General features: G+C 37.8%; 16 protein-coding genes. 9 read left to right on the top strand and 7 right to left on the bottom strand.

Translation table 11 applies throughout. From position 1 onward, the window contains the following. Position 1: 1 nt before the first annotated feature. Both BLW74_RS18280 and BLW74_RS18275 read left to right on the top strand, forming a co-directional pair. The gene (locus BLW74_RS18280) at positions 2-1,165 is read left to right on the top strand and encodes a pyridoxal phosphate-dependent aminotransferase (protein WP_089694780.1); all 1,164 of its coding nucleotides are present in this window, start codon (positions 2-4) and stop codon (positions 1,163-1,165) included. Positions 1,166-1,321: 156 nt separating this feature from the next. Continuing rightward, positions 1,322-3,754, top strand: a complete 2,433-nt coding sequence (locus BLW74_RS18275) for a TonB-dependent receptor plug domain-containing protein (protein WP_089694778.1) — start codon at positions 1,322-1,324, stop codon at positions 3,752-3,754. A 34-nt stretch (positions 3,755-3,788) separates the two neighbouring features. On the opposite strand, the gene BLW74_RS18270 is transcribed toward BLW74_RS18275, so the two are convergent. Beyond that, positions 3,789-5,006, bottom strand: a complete 1,218-nt coding sequence (locus BLW74_RS18270) for a PQQ-dependent sugar dehydrogenase (RefSeq protein WP_089694775.1) — start codon at positions 5,004-5,006, stop codon at positions 3,789-3,791. A gap of 106 nt (positions 5,007-5,112) precedes the next feature. Here BLW74_RS18270 and BLW74_RS18265 point away from each other — a divergent pair, with 106 nt between their 5' ends. The 3 genes from BLW74_RS18265 (at position 5,113) to uvrB (ending at position 9,389) form a co-directional block, all read left to right on the top strand. Then, positions 5,113-5,484 (top strand): BlaI/MecI/CopY family transcriptional regulator, encoded by a 372-nt coding sequence (locus BLW74_RS18265; protein WP_089694773.1) that lies wholly within the window; start codon positions 5,113-5,115, stop codon positions 5,482-5,484. Positions 5,485-5,585: 101 nt separating this feature from the next. Then, positions 5,586-7,262 carry a M56 family metallopeptidase gene (locus tag BLW74_RS18260; protein ID WP_228424963.1) on the top strand — a complete coding sequence of 559 codons (1,677 nt, stop codon included), beginning with the start codon at positions 5,586-5,588 and terminating at the stop codon, positions 7,260-7,262. Positions 7,263-7,397: 135 nt separating this feature from the next. Next, positions 7,398-9,389: an excinuclease ABC subunit UvrB gene (gene uvrB, locus BLW74_RS18255; RefSeq protein ID WP_089694770.1), complete on the top strand. Its 1,992-nt coding sequence runs from the start codon at positions 7,398-7,400 to the stop codon at positions 9,387-9,389. Between the two features lie 72 nt (positions 9,390-9,461). Here uvrB and BLW74_RS18250 read toward each other — a convergent pair whose 3' ends face one another. The 4 genes from BLW74_RS18250 to BLW74_RS18235 form a co-directional block, all read right to left on the bottom strand. Continuing rightward, positions 9,462-9,698 carry a DUF3820 family protein gene (locus BLW74_RS18250; RefSeq protein ID WP_089694768.1) on the bottom strand — a complete coding sequence of 79 codons (237 nt, stop codon included), beginning with the start codon at positions 9,696-9,698 and terminating at the stop codon, positions 9,462-9,464. A gap of 11 nt (positions 9,699-9,709) precedes the next feature. Then, on the bottom strand, positions 9,710-10,789 hold the full coding sequence (locus BLW74_RS18245; protein WP_089694766.1) for an AI-2E family transporter: 1,080 nt from the start codon (positions 10,787-10,789) through the stop codon (positions 9,710-9,712). A gap of 15 nt (positions 10,790-10,804) precedes the next feature. Continuing rightward, positions 10,805-11,533: a beta-carotene 15,15'-monooxygenase gene (locus BLW74_RS18240; protein WP_089694764.1), complete on the bottom strand. Its 729-nt coding sequence runs from the start codon at positions 11,531-11,533 to the stop codon at positions 10,805-10,807. Between the two features lie 73 nt (positions 11,534-11,606). Further along, on the bottom strand, positions 11,607-12,332 hold the full coding sequence (locus BLW74_RS18235; protein WP_089694762.1) for a hypothetical protein: 726 nt from the start codon (positions 12,330-12,332) through the stop codon (positions 11,607-11,609). 44 nt (positions 12,333-12,376) lie between these two features. On the opposite strand from BLW74_RS18235, the gene BLW74_RS18230 reads away from it, so the two are divergent. Together BLW74_RS18230 and BLW74_RS18225 are read left to right on the top strand one after the other, a co-directional pair. After that, a complete protein-coding gene (locus BLW74_RS18230; RefSeq protein ID WP_089694760.1) occupies positions 12,377-13,354 on the top strand; it encodes an aminodeoxychorismate synthase component I in 978 nt (325 codons plus the stop codon). Further along, complete coding sequence (locus BLW74_RS18225) at positions 13,338-13,964, top strand: aminotransferase class IV (protein ID WP_089694757.1); 627 nt, start codon at positions 13,338-13,340, stop codon at positions 13,962-13,964. Before BLW74_RS18230 ends, BLW74_RS18225 begins: the two co-directional genes overlap by 17 nt. A 2-nt stretch (positions 13,965-13,966) precedes the next feature. Here the strand turns inward: BLW74_RS18225 and menD are convergent, their stop codons facing one another. Next, entirely contained in the window at positions 13,967-15,637 is a 1,671-nt protein-coding gene (menD, locus tag BLW74_RS18220; protein WP_089694755.1) for a 2-succinyl-5-enolpyruvyl-6-hydroxy-3-cyclohexene-1-carboxylic-acid synthase, read from the bottom strand. An 84-nt stretch (positions 15,638-15,721) separates the two neighbouring features. Here menD and BLW74_RS18215 point away from each other — a divergent pair, with 84 nt between their 5' ends. After that, positions 15,722-16,672 carry an isopenicillin N synthase family dioxygenase gene (locus BLW74_RS18215; RefSeq protein ID WP_089694753.1) on the top strand — a complete coding sequence of 317 codons (951 nt, stop codon included), beginning with the start codon at positions 15,722-15,724 and terminating at the stop codon, positions 16,670-16,672. 147 nt (positions 16,673-16,819) lie between these two features. Here the strand turns inward: BLW74_RS18215 and BLW74_RS18210 are convergent, their stop codons facing one another. Beyond that, positions 16,820-17,089 carry a bacteriocin-like protein gene (locus tag BLW74_RS18210; RefSeq protein ID WP_089694752.1) on the bottom strand — a complete coding sequence of 90 codons (270 nt, stop codon included), beginning with the start codon at positions 17,087-17,089 and terminating at the stop codon, positions 16,820-16,822. A gap of 225 nt (positions 17,090-17,314) precedes the next feature. Between BLW74_RS18210 and BLW74_RS22555 the strand changes: the two genes are divergently transcribed. Then, a complete protein-coding gene (locus tag BLW74_RS22555; RefSeq protein ID WP_167358470.1) occupies positions 17,315-17,476 on the top strand; it encodes a bacteriocin-like protein in 162 nt (53 codons plus the stop codon). Positions 17,477-17,881 lie beyond the last annotated feature (405 nt).

Genomic DNA, 17,881 nt, shown 5'->3' with positions numbered 1-17,881 from the left:
TATGTTTACCAATAACGATATCAACTTCGAAGCATTGAAAAGAAAAGCCTACAACGGAAGGTGGGCCGCACTGGAAGACGGAATTATTCCTCTTACCGCTGCAGACCCGGATTTCAGAATCGCTTCAGAAATAGAACAGGGAATCATTGAGTACCTAAAAGATGGCTACCTCAGCTATGGTCCTTTTTCCGGACTTCCGGAATTTAAGAAAAGTGTTGCGGATCATTTTAACCAGGAAAAGCATGGCAGTTTTTCACCTGAAAATGTACTGGCTGTCAATAGTGCTGCTCAGGGAATGTTTCTTATTGCATCTTATGTTCTTAATCCCGGTGATGAGGCCATTATTCTGGATCCGGTAGATTTTCTTTTCAAAAAGTCGGTAGAAACAGCAGGTGGAAAAGTAATGCTGTGCCCGGTGGATACGACAACCGGAGCAATTGATTTTGAAAAACTGGTTTCACTGATTAATCCCAGAACTAAGCTTATCAGCATATGCAACCCGCACAATCCTCTTGGAACGGTGTATGCAAAAGAGGTTTTGATAAAAATAGCAGAAATAGCATCCGCACACGATCTTTGGGTAATGAGTGACGAAATCTGGAGTGATATTATCTATGACCAAAAAGAATTTTATACCTATTCTTCCGTTTCGGAGATGGCGAAACGGAAAAGTTTTACGGTATACGGGTTTTCAAAATCATTCGGGATCGCTGGTTTGAGAATCGGAGCTGTACTTTGTAATGATCAGGACATTCTCGAGGATTTTACGGAAAAATGTAACTTCAACTCCACCATTGAAGGAGTATCTACTTTGTCTCAGATTGCCGGATGCGCAGCACTGGAGAAGGCAAAACCTTGGTATAAAGAGTTTTTACTCCATTTACAGAATAACAGAGACCTGGCTTTCAAGTTATTAAACCGTTCAGAAATTGTAACGCCTAACCTGCCTGAAGCTACTTTTGTTCTATTTCCAAAGATTGAAAACGGGATGTCCAGCGATGAGTTTGCCCAGCATGCTCTGACACACGGAAAAGTAGCCATTGTTCCGGGTTCAGAAAGATGGTTCGGGAAAGGGGCGGAAGGACATGTCAGAATCTGCTTTTCTACGTCACAGGAAATTTTGGAAGAGGGAATCAACCGACTCATTACAAGTTTTTTGCGTTAAAATTTTTCATTAAATTTTAATATTAAACTATTATTTTTCTCAATTAAGTGAAATTTAAATAAAAATTAAGACATTCATAGCAAATATTTAAATTTACTATTGATTTAAAAACAAATATTGATAATTTTGATTGAATTACCACTTAAGATTACCAATATGAGAATAAAATATATCAGCGCTATTTTTCTGGGAATTTCTACATTATCGTATGCCCAGCAGGTAAAAGACACTCTGAAAGAATCGAAAATTGAGGAAGTTGCCATCACCGGCAGCAGAAATAAAAAGAGAACGGTAGTCAATACCCCCGTTCCCATCGACATTATAGACATTAAACAGGTAAGCCAGTCAACAGGACAGGTGGAAATTAACCAGCTCTTACAATTTTCAGCCCCCTCCTTCAATTCCAATAAACAATCAGGATCTGACGGTGCTGATGCCGTAGATCCGGCCACCTTAAGAGGCCTGGGCCCTGATCAGACTTTGCTTTTGTTAAATGGAAAAAGATATCACCAGTCCTCACTGATCAACCTTTTTGGAACCAAAGGAAGAGGAAACACCGGATATGATATGAATACCATTCCTATTGGTGCGATAAAAAGAGTGGAAGTGCTTCGGGACGGAGCTTCTGCACAGTATGGTTCGGATGCGATAGCAGGTGTTATCAATGTAATTCTTAACGACCGGAACAAAGGTTTTGAAGGAAATCTCTTCACAGGTATGAACCTTTTCAAAAGCCCGGGCAGCAATGATGTGGTTTCTGATCACAAAATAGACGGAACTACCTTTGATTTCAGTGGAAATTTAGGAACTAAAATAGGTTCAAAAGGCGGTTTTGGAAATTTTACAGCAGAATTCATCAATAAAGATTATTCGATACGAAATGCAAATCCGGATTTGTATACTGCTTCCAGACAACGTTTCGGAGATGCAAAAGCCCAAAATGTTTACTTTTTCGGGAATATTGAACTTCCCCTCTCTGATGGACTGACCTTTTATTCGCGCCAGGGATTCTCACACAGAAATACAAAAGCTTATGCGTGGACAAGATTTGCGGATGCTGACGGAAACGTTCCTGAAGTTTATCCTAATGGATTTAATCCTATTGAAAATACCAATATTTCAGACTTCACATTTGACAATGGCTTAAAGTTCAAGGTGGCCAATTGGGATGTAGATTTGTACAATGCTTTTGGGAACAATAGATTTACTTACCAGATCGACAATACCATTAATGCAACCTTAGGCAGTAAATCTCCTACAAGCTTTAATGCTGGTGGACATTCATTATTACAGAACACGACCGGTTTTAATGCGGTACGGCAGTTCAAAGTACTGGAAGGCCTTAACATTGCTTTCGGATCGGAGTTCAGATATGAGAAATTTGATATCATTAAAGGTGAAGAGGCCTCTTACGCCATGTATGATATCAATGGAAATGTAGTTACAAAAGATACGCCTCAAAATTTATGGGTAACAGTACCTGGATCTGATCCAATACGGTATCGCCCGGGAGGTTCACAAGGGTTTCCCGGCTATTCTACTGATATCGGTAAAAGCAGAAATAACTTTGCCGCCTACGTAGATACTGAACTGGATGTAACAAAAGACTGGATGATCAGTGTAGCCGGAAGATTTGAAAATTACAACGATTTCGGAAGTACTCTGAATGGCAAATTGGCTACCAGATACGCTTTTACGCCTCAGTTTGCTTTCAGAGGTTCGGTTTCTACAGGATTCAGAGCACCATCATTGGCTCAGAAATACTACAGCCAGCAGTTTACCAATTTTCAGGGTGGCCAATTGGTAACCGTTCAGCTGGCGTCTAATGACAGCAAGCTGGCGGGTAGTTTGGGAATTCCTCAATTAAAACAGGAAACCTCTGTGAACGGAAGCGCCGGATTTACATTCAACACAGGGAAGTTTACAGCAACAGTAGATGGATATTATATTGAGGTAAAAAACAGAATTGTTCTGACTGGATATTTTGCACAGGCAGACCTGCCGGCAGAAGTTCAGGCCGAGAACCCGTTTGTGGATCAGGTACAGTTCTTTTCCAATGCCATTGATACCCGCACAAAAGGAGTTGATCTTATTTTAAGCTACAGTGAAAACTGGGGACCCGGAAAACTGACCGCTACTTTAGCCGGAAATTATAATGATATGGAAATCACAAAAGTAAATACGTCCGAACAGCTGGCTGGTAAAGAAGATATTTATCTCAGTAAGAGAGAAAAGGCATTTATCCTGGCGTCTGCACCTAAAACAAAAGTGAATTTAAATCTAAACTATAAAATCAACAGGTTCAATGTTAATCTACAGATGGTAAGATTTGACAAAGTAACCCTCATCGGCTATGATGACGCTGAACAAGTATACCATCCAAAAGTAACCACAGATCTCTCTTTTGGCTATGAATTTTCAAAAAATCTAAATCTTACACTAGGCAGTAAAAATCTGTTCAACAGATACCCTACCTTACAGACCACACAGGTAACAAGCGGAAACACAGAATCCGGAGGTATTTTTGATCCTGTACAGATGGGATTTGCCGGAAGACAGGTTTTTGCGAGACTTAACTTTAAATTTTAATATAAAAACTCCTGAAAATTTTCAGGAGTTTTTTCTATTTTTTTGATATTTTATAAAGTTTTCCGCTGTCTGTGACTGCATAAAGATTTCCATCCATTCCATTCAGTACATCACGGAAGCGCTCTTTCTGATCTGCGAGAAGACGCTCTTCACCTACTACTTTGTTGTCTTTCATAACAATTCTGTCAATATGTTCACCACTCAGACACCCGATAATGAGGTTTCCTTTCCATTCTTCAATATTTCCTGTATAGAAAGTCACTCCACTGGGTGAAATAACAGGATCCCAATAATAAACAGGCTGTTCGGTTCCTTCCTTCTGGGTAATTCCTTTTCCTACCTTATCTCCTGAGTATTCAATTCCATAGGTTACATCTCCCCATCCGTAATTTTTTCCCGGCTGGATCAGATTGATTTCATCACCTCCCCTTGGCCCCATTTCCACATCCCATAGATTACCGTTAGGATCTATCGCCATACCTTGAGGATTTCGGACGCCGTAAGCATAAATTTCGGGCTTATATCCAGCCTTTCCGATAAAAGGATTTCCTGGAGCAGGCTGACCGTCTTTTGTTATTTTTAAAATCTTGCCAAGATAATTATCCGTTTTCTGGGCATACACCCGGGTTACTTTGTCAGATCGTTCTCCGGTGCTTACAAATAAATACCCATCTTTATCAAAGGCAAGCCGGCTACCGTAATGCTTATCCCCATCGTAAGACGGTTCAGCACGGAAAATAACTTTCACTTCTGAAATATTTTTAAGATCCGGGGATAGCTTACCCTTCGCCACTGAGGTTAAATTCCCTTTACCAAATGGCTCTGAGAAACTGAAATAAATAACATTATTCGTTTTAAAATCCGGATCCAGTGCTACATCAAGCATTCCTCCCTGTCCTTTTGAATCCACTTTTGGAAATCCATCAATTTTAGAAACTTGTTTTCCATCTGATGAGACAACATTCATGTGACCGTTTTTATCAGTGATGAGAAACTTTCCGTCAGGTAAATTGATGATTCCCCAGGGTCTTCCTAAGTCCTTATTCAAGATTTCTACATTATAAGCCGTCGTAGTTTTTACAGCTTTAATGCGTGTTTGTCCCTTAAATGCAGGTTTATAGTCAGAATTGGGATTTTCCGTCTCTACACTACCGTCATTTCCAGTCTTTTGTGCATTGGCATGATTCTCCTTACACGATGATAAAAAAAGAAAAAGGCTTACCACAGGAATATAAAATTGATTGATTTTCATAGCATTATGATTAGATGTTATACAATGAATGGAAAAATAATGCCAATAAAATTTGTATATATAAATTTTTATTCTACATTTGTAGAATAAATTATAATATTGTAGAATGAAAGAAATTAAACTGACAGATTCTGAAAAAGTCCTTATGGATATTATTTGGGAAAAGAAGGCTGTTTTCATGAAGGATATCCTGGACGCTTATCCGAATCCCAAACCCGCTACTACTACCATTGCCACCTTACTGAAGAGAATGCAGAATAAAGAACTGGTAGGTTACAAATTATATGGAAATTCCCGGGAATACTATCCAAAAATAGAAAAAGGGGAATATTTCAAAGAGGAAATGACTTCCATGATTGACCGTTTTTTCAACAGCTCCGTAACTCAATTTGCATCTTTCTTTACTTCGAATGCAAAACTTAGTCAAAAGCAACTGAAAGAACTCCGTGATATTATTGATGAACAGATCAAGGAATAGACATGTCTGCTATAATTCTGAAAATAATCTTGTGTTCTTGTATATTCATTGCAGTTTATTATCTGTTTTTGGAAAAAGAAAGAATATACAGATTTAACCGGATGTATTTGCTCAGCGCGCTCTTGCTCTCCTATACCATTCCGTTTATCACCATTACTTTACCGAGCCGGGACAACATAACAACGTCTCAACTGATCATTGAAGAAACAGCACAGCAACTGGTTTTTATCCCACACAAGCAGGAAAGTTTCGATTGGATGAATGGAGTATGGGGAATCTATATTTCCATCACTCTTTTTCTGCTGCTAAAAAGTATTGGGTCCATACTTGCGGTGAAAAGAATATCGGGACAAAAGTACAAGTACCGGCATCATAATGTGATCGTAACCCAGGAAAACCTTTCCCCCTTCAGCTTTTGGAATACGATTTATATGGGAGAAAGCTATATGAAAAACAACTCGATCGACCCAAGGATTTTTCTTCATGAAAAAACTCATATTGAGCAAAAACACAGTTTAGATCTTTTATTCCTGGAGCTTCTGCATATTTTCACCTGGTTCAATCCCGTTCTTTTCTTTTATAAAAAAGCAGTGATAACCAATCATGAATTTTTAGCCGATGAAGCGGTTATGAATGATAATTATAATATCAGAGACTATCAGCACCTTATTCTGGAGGAAATTCTCAGCCATCAAAATCCTAATTTGACTCATTCTTTTAATTTTAATAACACCAAAAAAAGATTTATTATGATGAATACAAAAAAATCAAAGTTTAGCCTGCTTAGGAAAGCAGCAGGAATTGCTGTTTTGATTTCAGCAGCAGCACTATTTTCTGAAAGAACATATGCAGGCAACGCTTCGCAAATTCTTCTTTCTGAACGAATAGCAGAGATACCGGCTCAGGTTGCCGGCCAGGATCCTTATCAGGAATTCAAAGATATATTAGCAAAATATGATGATCTTTTGAAAAACAAAAAATATGTAGAATTTTCAAGCAAGGTAACAGATCGTGATAAGAAAAGACTTGGTGAGTTATATTCATTGCTTAGCAAAAGTCAGCAAAATGAGCAGAAGATCACTTTCTTCGCGACACCAGAGCTGAAAAAAAGAGTTCCGACAGAACATGAACTGAAATCATTTTTAAACAAACAAAATTATGCCGTCTGGATAGATGCAAAAAAAGTAGAAAACAGCACTTTGAAAAATTATACTCCGAATGACTTTTCAAATGTTTATATCAGCAAGGTTTACCAGAACGCCAGAACAGTCCAAAATCCACAACCATACCAGGTGACACTGATGACTCCTTCCTATTATGAAAAGACCAAAGAAGAAGGAAAATCATCTGTTATAATGGGCTTCAAAAGAGAGGATATAAAATATACTTCGGACACCATAGTCCCACGAGTGAACAATATAAAGGAAAGTAAAAACACAGATACTGCCATCAGTCCTGAACAAAGTTCCAATACAATCCCGGCACAATATCCAGGAGGAGATAAGAATTTGAAAATCAAAATAAGCCAGGATATGGACGTAAGTACTTTGAATAGCTACACCGGGACTATAACTTCCATGGCCTACATTCATATTAATGAAAATGGAAAAACTACTCAGGTAACTACTTCCGGAGAAAATGAAACTATGAACCGCGAACTTCTGAAAACAGTGACTCAAATTACTAATGAAACCCAATGGAAACCTGCAATGAAAGACGGAAAAGCCATTGCCTCTGTATTAAAGATTCCCGCAACGCTGAGTTTTGCCCGCCCATAATAATGAAAAGCGCTAATGATCAGCGCTTTTTTATTTAATAATTCCTGTTAAAAAATTAATATCAAAATATTCAACCTCAAAAGATTATATGGCCTAATAATTTCTTTCGTATTTTTGTTATATACATTCTTTTCTATGGATTTTAAGCTTCAATCAGAATATAAACCTACCGGAGACCAGCCTCAGGCTATTGAAAAACTTACCGAAGGAATAGAGATCGGTGAGAAATATCAGACGCTTCTGGGCGTAACAGGTTCCGGAAAAACCTTTACTATTGCGAATGTTGTAAAAAATGTACAGCGTCCGACTTTAGTATTGGCACACAATAAAACTCTTGCTGCACAGCTGTTTATGGAGTTTAAAGAATTTTTTCCGGATAATGCCGTGGAATATTTTGTCAGCTACTATGACTACTACCAGCCTGAAGCTTATATTGCTACAACAGGAACTTATATTGAAAAAGACCTGAGTATCAATGAAGAAGTTGAAAAACTGCGTCTTTCTGCAACTGCGAGTCTCCTTTCAGGAAGGAGAGATGTTTTAATTGTAGCTTCTGTTTCCTGCATTTATGGTATTGGAAATCCTACGGAATTTCATAAATCTTTAATTTCTATAGCGATTGGTGAGAAAGTAACCCGAACAGCTCTTCTCCATTCATTAGTTAATGCCCTGTATGCCAGAACGCTCAATGAGTTCCAAAGAGGCATGTTCCGTGTGAAAGGAGATGTAATTGATGTGTTCCCTGCTTATACTGATAATGCGATAAGAATTCAGTTTTTTGGAGATGAAATTGAAAAAATCCAAAGTTTTGATCCTGTTACAGGAAATGTAGAAGATAATTTTGATCAGATCCAGATTTACCCTGCCAATCTTTTCGTAACCTCAAAAGAAACTTTGAATGGTGCCATTAAAGAGATTCAGGATGATATGGTGAAGCAGGTTGATTTCTTCAGCTCTGTAGGGAAACCATTAGAAGCAAAACGTCTTCAGGAAAGAACCGAACTGGATCTTGAAATGATCAAAGAATTGGGATACTGCTCAGGAATTGAGAATTACTCCAGATACCTGGACGGCCGCCTTCCGGGAACAAGACCTTTCTGCCTGATCGATTATTTCCCTAAAGATTTTTTAATGGTTATTGACGAAAGCCATGTTACCGTACCACAGGTTCATGCCATGTACGGTGGTGACCGAAGCAGAAAAGAGGCACTGGTGGAGTACGGTTTCAGACTTCCGGCCGCCATGGATAACAGACCTTTAAAGTTTGAAGAGTTTGAAGCCATTCAGAACCAGGTAATCTATGTTTCTGCAACACCTGCCGATTACGAGCTTGAAAAAACAGGAGGAGCCTATATTGAGCAGATTATCCGTCCCACAGGACTTCTGGATCCGATTATTGAGATAAGACCTTCATTAAATCAAATTGATGATTTAATGGAAGAAATCCAGAAAAGAGCTGATGCTGATGAAAGAGTGCTGGTAACCACTTTAACGAAGAAAATGGCGGAAGAACTTACAAAATACTTCACCAAATTCGGGATCAGAACACGATACATCCACTCAGATGTTGAAACACTGGAACGTATCCAGATTATGCAGGATCTCCGTTTAGGGCTTTTTGATGTATTAATTGGCGTCAACTTATTAAGAGAAGGTCTTGATTTACCTGAGGTTTCATTAGTCGCTATATTGGATGCTGATAAAGAGGGAATGCTGAGAAGCAGAAGATCCATGATCCAAACTGTAGGACGTGCCGCAAGAAACGTAAACGGAAAAGCGATCATGTATGCAGATAAAATCACCAAATCTATGCAGGCTACATTGGATGAGACCGAATACCGCCGCGCCAAACAAATGCAGTACAATGAGGAACATGGTCTGAAGCCAACTGCTTTAAATAAAAAGATTTCTGAAAATCTTGTAGGAAGAAGCAAAGATTTTCCTGATGAAAAATATACCCAAAAGGAAATCCTTCAGAAAGTGGCAGAAACAAAAGCCACTTATGCCACTGAAGATATCGAAAAAATGATTGAGCAGAAGCAAAAAGAAATGGAATCAGCCGCGAAAAACCTTGACTTTATAAAGGCAGCCAAGCTGAGAGATGAGATTTTAGCCTTGAAAGCTTAATAGGATATAAAAAAGTTTCGGCGGCATCTTCGATGCCGCCGAAACTTTATCCGGATAAAGTTTATTTAAATTTTATAATCCATTTTTTACCGCTGCCCTGATGGGAATTAAAAGATCCATCAAACCATTTAATTTGATTTCGTACACCGTTGAAAGCTGCATTCCCAGTTTTCCCTTTGGCATTCCATTTTTATTGAACCATTCAAGATAGCTGATGGGAAGATCAATCAGAACTGTTCCTTCATACTTCCCGAACGGCATTTTCATTATACAGATTTCTTTTAATATTTCTGGATTGAGTCCTTCCACTTTATATATAATTAAATTAATTTTTCTGTGATATCATCTTGTCCGGGAAGTTCAAGGTCTGGAGGAGCATCTTCGTCTGAAAATTCATTTCTGTACACCTGAACCAATAGAAGGGTCAGCGAGATTAGAATAGGTCCGAAAATAAGCCCCATAAAGCCAAACAGGTTCATTCCCATGATGATTCCGAATACGGTATTCAGAGGATGAATATTTTCCAGCTTCTTTAAAAGAGTAAACCGGAGAAGGTTATCCGTAAGCCCTACTACAACAAGACAGTATATCGCCAATCCTAGGCCTTGGCCGGTATTTCCTTCAGCGATCATAAAGATGCATACAGGAACATATACGATAGCAGTTCCAACCACCGGAATTACTGAAGCTGCAGCCGTAAGTGCAAAGAGGAGAACGGCTCCCGGCGCTCCAAAAATCAGATAGCCGATAAGTGCTACAATTCCCTGTCCTACTGCTACAACAGGAATTCCAATAGCATTGGCCATGATCAGTTTTCTCATTTTATCTCCGATCAAAGAAATGTTGGCTCTCTTCAACGGTGCGGAGGAAGTCAGAATCTTTTCAAAGAGTCTTGGTCTTTCCAGCATAAAGTAGAGAATAAAATACATGGACACCACTACGGTAAGCGTATTGAAAGTTCCGCTTAATGCCGATGTAGAAACTCTTCCTACATTGTCTTTCAGTTTGGCCATATTTTCCTTACTCAGAATATCAAATCCTGTTTTAGAGAAAATATAAGAATGAATTTTATCCAGAAAAACATTAAACTTAGCCATGTAAGCCTGTGCATTTCCCAGTTTATCAATAATCAGATCGGCAATGAAATAGATCGGAAGAATAAGAACAATAAGACTTGCAAACATGAGAGCAAAAGCAGCCAGTGACGGCTTCCATTTCTTCTCTTCCTGCAGATAAAAATTATATTTCCTGCAGACTACATAAATGGTAATGGCTCCCAGAACTGAGGGAATAAACAATGCGAGATTAAAACAGATCAGTCCTGCCAAAACCAGAATGATGGCCAGCAGCGATATTTGTTTAATCGCAACACTGCTTATTTGTTTGTCCTTATTCATCATTTATTTTTTTATTTTTTATTTACTGTACATAATTTGTCTTGGTTTTCCTAAGAAAGCACAATAGGTGGAGTACATTACAATCATGATAAACGGAGCTGTCAGGATAACTCCTATTCCGCAAAGAATTACCCCTGCTATGGAAATCAGAAAGCCTAAAAATCCTGTTAACAAGAAAGTTCCATAATTCTCTTTAGCAATATTGAAAGATTTTGACAAAGCTTCTGTAGCCGAAGCATTTTCAAATAACAGAATCGGATATCCTATTAAAAGGAACGGGTACACAAAAATAATAGGGAACACACACAGTGCCAGAGCGATTGAAGAAATGATTCCGGAAAGAAGACTGTAAATTAAAATATTTACAAAATTCTGACGGTAGCCAATGAAAAGATCAGAAAACTCAATCGGGTTTTTTGTATTGTATTTATTCACCATGTAGATCAATCCTACATACAAAGGAGATAATAAAAGCCCGAAAAGGCTGGATGCCCCCATATACAAAGGAAGTCCCGGAGCGCTCCAGTAATTAAAATCGCCCCCTGAAGATTTCATCTCTTCAACCATAGAAGCAGAATCAAACCCCGTAAGCATCTGAATAACAGATCCCCCGACAAGGTAAATAATCATTGCTACAATTCCGTAACCGAAGACGCCTTTGTACATTTCAAAAGCATGAGAAATAATTGACCCCGTATCTCTGTTAGGAACAGAGCCCTGCTGATCAAATTCGTTAAATTCAGACATAGTTTAAATATTTAATGATTTTACCAAATTTAGTTTTTTTTAGCAAAAGAAAACATTAAACATGGATGAAATTTCAACTTTTCTCAGAAAAAACAGTTTTATAAAGTGAGTAAATCATGGCATTCCAAAAAGGAAAAGTGAAAAGGCCACCTATCAAAAATAAAGCAAAACCTAAATACTTAAACACAAAAGCAACCATCACGCAAACCATTATTTCAACGAAATACATTTTGAGAGCTTTAAAGTTAAGAGAGATGGCTTCAAATATTCTTTTATTGGTAAAGAACATCAAGGGAGCCACAAACAAGGTTACTGCAACCCAGGCCACGGCCAGCACAAATGTAGGAAGGGTAAATCTGTAGATAAAGAACCAAAAAAGAAAATATCCAACATACTTAAAAAAATTAAGACCATTATATCCTGCAAACAAATCTCCTATCACAATATTTTCTCTGAGATCTAATTTTCTGAAGATCTGAAACATTCCCAGATTTAAAGGATACAGAAAGGCCGTAGTTCCCCAAATTGCCACCGTAAACATCTGATAGTTTTCAGTAGCCGTTATTGCCTCCATCTTTTTCAAATAAGCCTGAGTTCCTTCCTGGAAGGCTTCCTGCAATTCTTTGTTATAAGAAAATACATCATATTTTTCTCCGAAAAGCATAACCGCGGTCAGTAATATGGCAAAAAAGACGATAGAAAACATCAACTGAAAAACGAGTGTTTTATTCCAGTAAAAAAATGCCTGCTTCAATATAAAATCGAGTCCCGGTTTCTGAGGATATTTGTTCTGCATCATAAAAAATTTATGCAAAAGTAAACATCAATAAGTATTTTTGCAGAATGTTTTCAGTGAATCATCAAAAATTTATGGAAATGGATGAGCTTTCTCTCAGGAAGGTTCCCTATTTTTTCGTCATCGACTTTCTCTCGGAGAATGTTGAAATATACCCGGAAAGCGAAATTGAAAAAGAAGGTTTAATAATTGATTTTCAATGGTTTTCAAACACAAAAGAAACTCATGCACTAAACAAAAAAGTACTATGGAAATCGTTTCCTGAAACATTGGAAAGCTTTCGGATAGGTTTTGATAAAGTTCAGGAAAATATTCGTTCAGGAAACTCTTATTTAGTAAATTATACTAGAAAAACAAAGATAGAGACTAATTTAACCCTAGAAGAAATTTTTTATCACTCAAATGCGAAGTATAAGGTATTTTATAAAGATTTTTTTGTATTTTTTTCTCCTGAAACTTTTGTAAAGATCATTGATGGAAAAATTTTAACCTATCCTATGAAAGGTACCATTGATGCTTCCATTGAAAATGCAGCAGAAATTCTGAAGAATGACAAAAAGGAAAAAGCAGAACATTACACCGTAGTAGATCTGCTCCGGAATGACCTTAGCATGGTTGCTGATGATGTAAAAGTAGACCAGTTTCAGCATATTGATTTCATCAAAACCCAACAGAAGGATCTGTATGCCATGAGCTCTGAGATTTCAGGAAAGATTAAACCTGAATTTAGCGGTAAGTTGGGAAGTATTATGCAGAAGCTGCTTCCTGCAGGCTCTATCTTAGGAGCTCCCAAACCCAAAACAATGGAAATCATTCTGGATGCTGAAGGATATGAGAGAGGATATTACACGGGGGTTTGCGGCTGGTTTGACGGCCAAAATGTGGACAGTTGTGTAATGATACGCTTTATTGAAAAAGAAGGAGACGAGCTTTATTTCAAGAGCGGAGGCGGTATAACGCACATGAGTAAATTAGAAGACGAATATCAGGAAATGAAAAATAAAATCTATGTCCCAATTCATTGAAAGCATTAAAGTAGAAGATCAGGAGATTTTTCTGCTGGATCTACATCAGAAACGTGTCAATCAAACATTTTCCCATTTTGGAAAGGAAGACTCCATTGATCTGATCAAGATTTATAAAAATCTGCAGCATGACGAGGATGGCCTTTTCAAGCTAAGAATTGCCTATGACCTTGACAAAAGAATCAGGACACAGATGATTCCTTACGCAATACCTGAAATTCATGATTTCAAGCTGGTAGAGAATAACAGCTTTGATTATTCGTTTAAGTTCGAAGATCGTAAAGAACTCGATAAAATGAAGATGAAAGCTAAGGCTGAAGAAATTATTATTGTTAAAAATAATCATATTACAGATACTTCTTTCTCCAACCTTTTGTTTCTAAAAGGAAAGGACTGGTTCACCCCTTCTACCTATTTGCTGAATGGTGTACAAAGACAGCATCTTTTAAAGCATAAAAAGATCAAAGAAACGGAGATCACTTTACAGAATTTAAAGCAATTCACCCATTTCCAGATCATTAATGCGCTGAATGATTTTGATGATATGTTTATCTATCCTATCGACAGAATCATCAATCTCCCGGGGAGTGAAGAATATCTTGACCTCTAAACCTATTTCATAAACTCGAAATACGCCTTCAGCACATCAGCACTGTTTTTCCCGTACGTATTTACTTCCAGGATCTTTGGCTGTGCATCCGGTTTGAAGAAATTCTCAAGAACCCGGTCTAAAGTAATCTCATCTTCTACTCGGATGTAGGAGAATCCGAAGTGCTTTGCCAGAGATTCTGCATTTTTACGGTGCTTGGTAGCTATAAACTCATCCAGCGTATTCGGGTTGGCATTTCCGGGCCCCGGAATGATCTTAAAGATATTTCCTTCACCATTATTGAAGATCATAATTCTTACAAATGGAGGGATATACTGGTTCCAAAGTCCATTGATATCATAGAAGAAGCTTAAGTCACCTGTTATCAGTAAAGTAGGATTTTCATTTTTGATCGCAAAGCCCATTGCTGTGGAGGTAGACCCGTCAATACCACTGGTACCTCTGTTACAGTACATCTTTCTTTTTCCGAAATCGAAAAGCTGGGCATACCTGATCCCCGAAGAATTGCTGAAATGAATATTATAATTTTCAGGAATTGTTTGTGAAGCTTTATTGAAGAAATAAAAATCTGAGAATTCAATAGTATTCAAAAACTGCTCGTGTTTGGCATCTTTCTTATCCCTTAAAACGTCCCAAAGGTTAAAATAAGGTCTAGGTTCCAGATTAATAAATTTCAGCAATTTTGAGAAGAAAACTTCCGGTTTTACTTCTATCTTTTCTGTAAGTGAAAAATAGGTGTCCGGCTGCCAAATTTCATCCAGGTGCCAATGCTGTTTCGGACGGGCACTTCTGAGAAACTGCTTCACCTTCTTGGAAACCACATTCTGGCCTACCGTGATCAAAAGATCGGGAGCATACGTTTTATAATCCTCTTCCGTAAAATTAAAAATATAACGGTCTATATGCTTAAAGAACTTTTCATGATTCAGATTTGAATTCGCTTCACTCAGTACCACCACAGAGTGGTTTTTCACCAGTTGCGTCAGCTGGTTTTCCAGTTCCGGACTGTAATCTCTTGTTCCTACCAACAGCATAATTCTCTGTGAAGTATGCCATTCCGCAATCAGATTGGATGGAATTTCATATTCTTTATGCTTGATTGTTTTCTCCACCGTAGGAAAAGTAGGCAGCTCTGATACCAGTTCATACAAAGGTTCTTCCAAAGGAATATTAATATGCACCGGACCTTGCTTCTCAAAGCAAAGTTCAATAGCTTTTTTAATGATATCGAAATTAATATCTTCTGCATTCTCTTTGCTGTCTTCTAAAAGTTGAAAATCACCATAGGAATGCTGATGAAAAACATCCTTCTGTCGTATCGTCTGCCCGTCGAAAAGATCAACAAAATCTGTTGGCCGGTCTGCCGTAAGCACCAAAAGTGGAATATTCTGATAAAAAGCCTCTGTGACTGCCGGGTAATAATTAACCACCGCCGATCCGCTTGTACACGTAATCGCCACCGGCTTTTTCTCACTTTTCGCCATTCCCATTGCAACGAAAGCCGCACTTCTTTCGTCTACAATGCTGTAACAGTTGAAACGATCTACCTCTGAAAAATGGATGGCCAAAGGAGCATTTCTTGACCCCGGAGAAATTACGATATCAGCAATTCCGTACTGTTGAAGAAGATGTGCAAGTATTTGGATACTTCTCTTAGAAGAATATTTTTTCATACAGCAAATTTAACTTATAAATAATGATTTTAAAATCATTTAAATTAAAAAAAATGTAATTTTGCTGTTCGTAAATTTCTAAAAATGGATAAAATACCTAGTGTAGACCTGCGTGATTTCCTTTCGGACAACCCGGAACGCAAACAGAAATTTGTAAATGAAATCGGAAAAGCTTATGAAGAAATTGGTTTTGTAGCCTTAAAAGGCCACTTTCTTGATGACAACCTAGTGGATGATTTGTATGGTGAGGTAAAAAACTTTTTTGAACTTCCAGTGGAGACGAAACAGAAGTACGAAATTCCAGGAATTGGAGGCCAGAGAGGTTATGTAGGATTCGGTAAAGAAACTGCAAAAGGTTTCAAAAAAGGAGACTTAAAAGAATTTTGGCATTTCGGGCAGTATTTGTCTGATGATTCAAAATACAAAACTGAGTATCCAAACAATGTAATCGTTGACGAATTACCAAAATTTAACGAAGTAGGTAAAGAAGCCTTCCAAATGCTTGAGAAAACAGGACAGTATGTTCTAAGAGCTTTAGCGCTGCACCTTGGTTTAGATGAATTTTATTTTGATGACAAGATCGCAGAAGGAAACTCTATTTTAAGACCAATTCACTATCCGCCAATCACCGAAGAACCGGATGATGCGGTAAGAGCAGCTGCTCATGGGGATATCAACCTTATTACTCTTTTAATGGGAGCACAGGGAAAAGGTCTTCAGGTTCAGAATCACAACGGAGAATGGATTGATGCCATTGCAGAACCGGATGAACTGATGATCAATGTTGGAGATATGCTATCAAGACATACCAACAACAAATTGAAATCTACTATCCACAGGGTGGTAAACCCTCCAAGAGAAATGTGGAGTACTTCAAGGTATTCAATTCCTTTCTTTATGCATCCCATCAGTGCAATGTCTTTAAATGCACTTGATAACTGTGTAGATGAAAACAATCCTAAATTATACGAAGATACTACTGCCGGAGAATTCCTGCATGAGAGACTGATCGAACTGGGATTGATTAAAAAATAAAAGAAGGGCTGCCTCAGTTGGAGGCAGCCCTTTTTGTTTCATTTCGTTTATTTTCTTACAAACATGGACCAAACTTACATGCCATTATACAGGTATTGATCGGTAGTAAATAACCTGATGAAATAAAGGACAATGTATCTTACCCTGTTATACAATAGAATTCAGGACAAGGAGTAGCTTGTGTGAATGTTCCCCAAGGACAGATACAAGTATACGTATTACCCCCGCCTCCGGGATTTCCTCCTCTCCTCCACCCGGGTTTCCTGCATAAGGTACACATTTTCCGCCTGAACAGATTTCTCCTGCGGAACAACCACCTTCGCCAGGCCCCCCGCCTTCAAAACAAAATGCAGGAAAGTCTACTCCCGCAACAATGCCTTTTTGATCTTCTCTTGAAAGTTTTTTTTGATTTTTCATAGTTTTTGGTTTTTGGTATTCCTACTCTATAAGCTTTTCGGATAACGCTATTTAAAAATAGCATTTATTTTATTAATATGTAAAATTTAAATAAAATCCGGTTTTGATGTATCTGTCCTCTCTGTTGTCTCTATTTAAATTTTATTTTTTAATCACAAATATCTTGTTTAGTTAATTTTTTTTTGATTAAATTTACTTTACCTACAAATTTTTAATTAAAACAATATGAAAAATTTAAAAAAACTACAAAAAGGCCAATTAAAAAACATTTCCGGAGGAGTTAATCTTCCTGAACAGGATTTCTGTATGTATTATTGTAATGGAGTTATCGTATGTGCAACCTGCAGCGATGATTTCAAGTGCCCGGAAACAAACAGTGATATGTAATCTTGACCATACCTCTGTCATAAAAACAGGACCGTTTCTTCACAGAAGCGGTTTCTTTATATCTTCTCGATGAAAATAAGATAGATCCTGGCTCTTCATTTGCAATTCTCTGCCACAATTCCGCCTTGTACGGAATAACCGATTTACGAGCTTATTTGAAAGACTTTGTATAAGAGGCGGAAGTTTGTTTGAGGTTCGGTATTCTGGTTAAAGGCCTATTGAGTTACTTTCCCTGTACACGCATTGAGGATACTCAGAAAGAGCGTGCATTTTTGTATTGTATGTATTGTATCGTATAGGGTATAAAACAAAAAAAACCTTTATCGTTATGATAAAGGTTTTTTAAAAATAAAATAAAAACTGGCGGCGGCCTACTCTCCCGCTTTCGCAGTACCATCGGCGCTG

Source organism: Chryseobacterium culicis (assembly GCF_900108365.1).
In the GTDB taxonomy this organism is placed as follows: Bacteria; Bacteroidota; Bacteroidia; order Flavobacteriales; family Weeksellaceae; genus Chryseobacterium; species Chryseobacterium culicis.
This window is presented reverse-complemented; position numbering and strand designations above follow the sequence as displayed.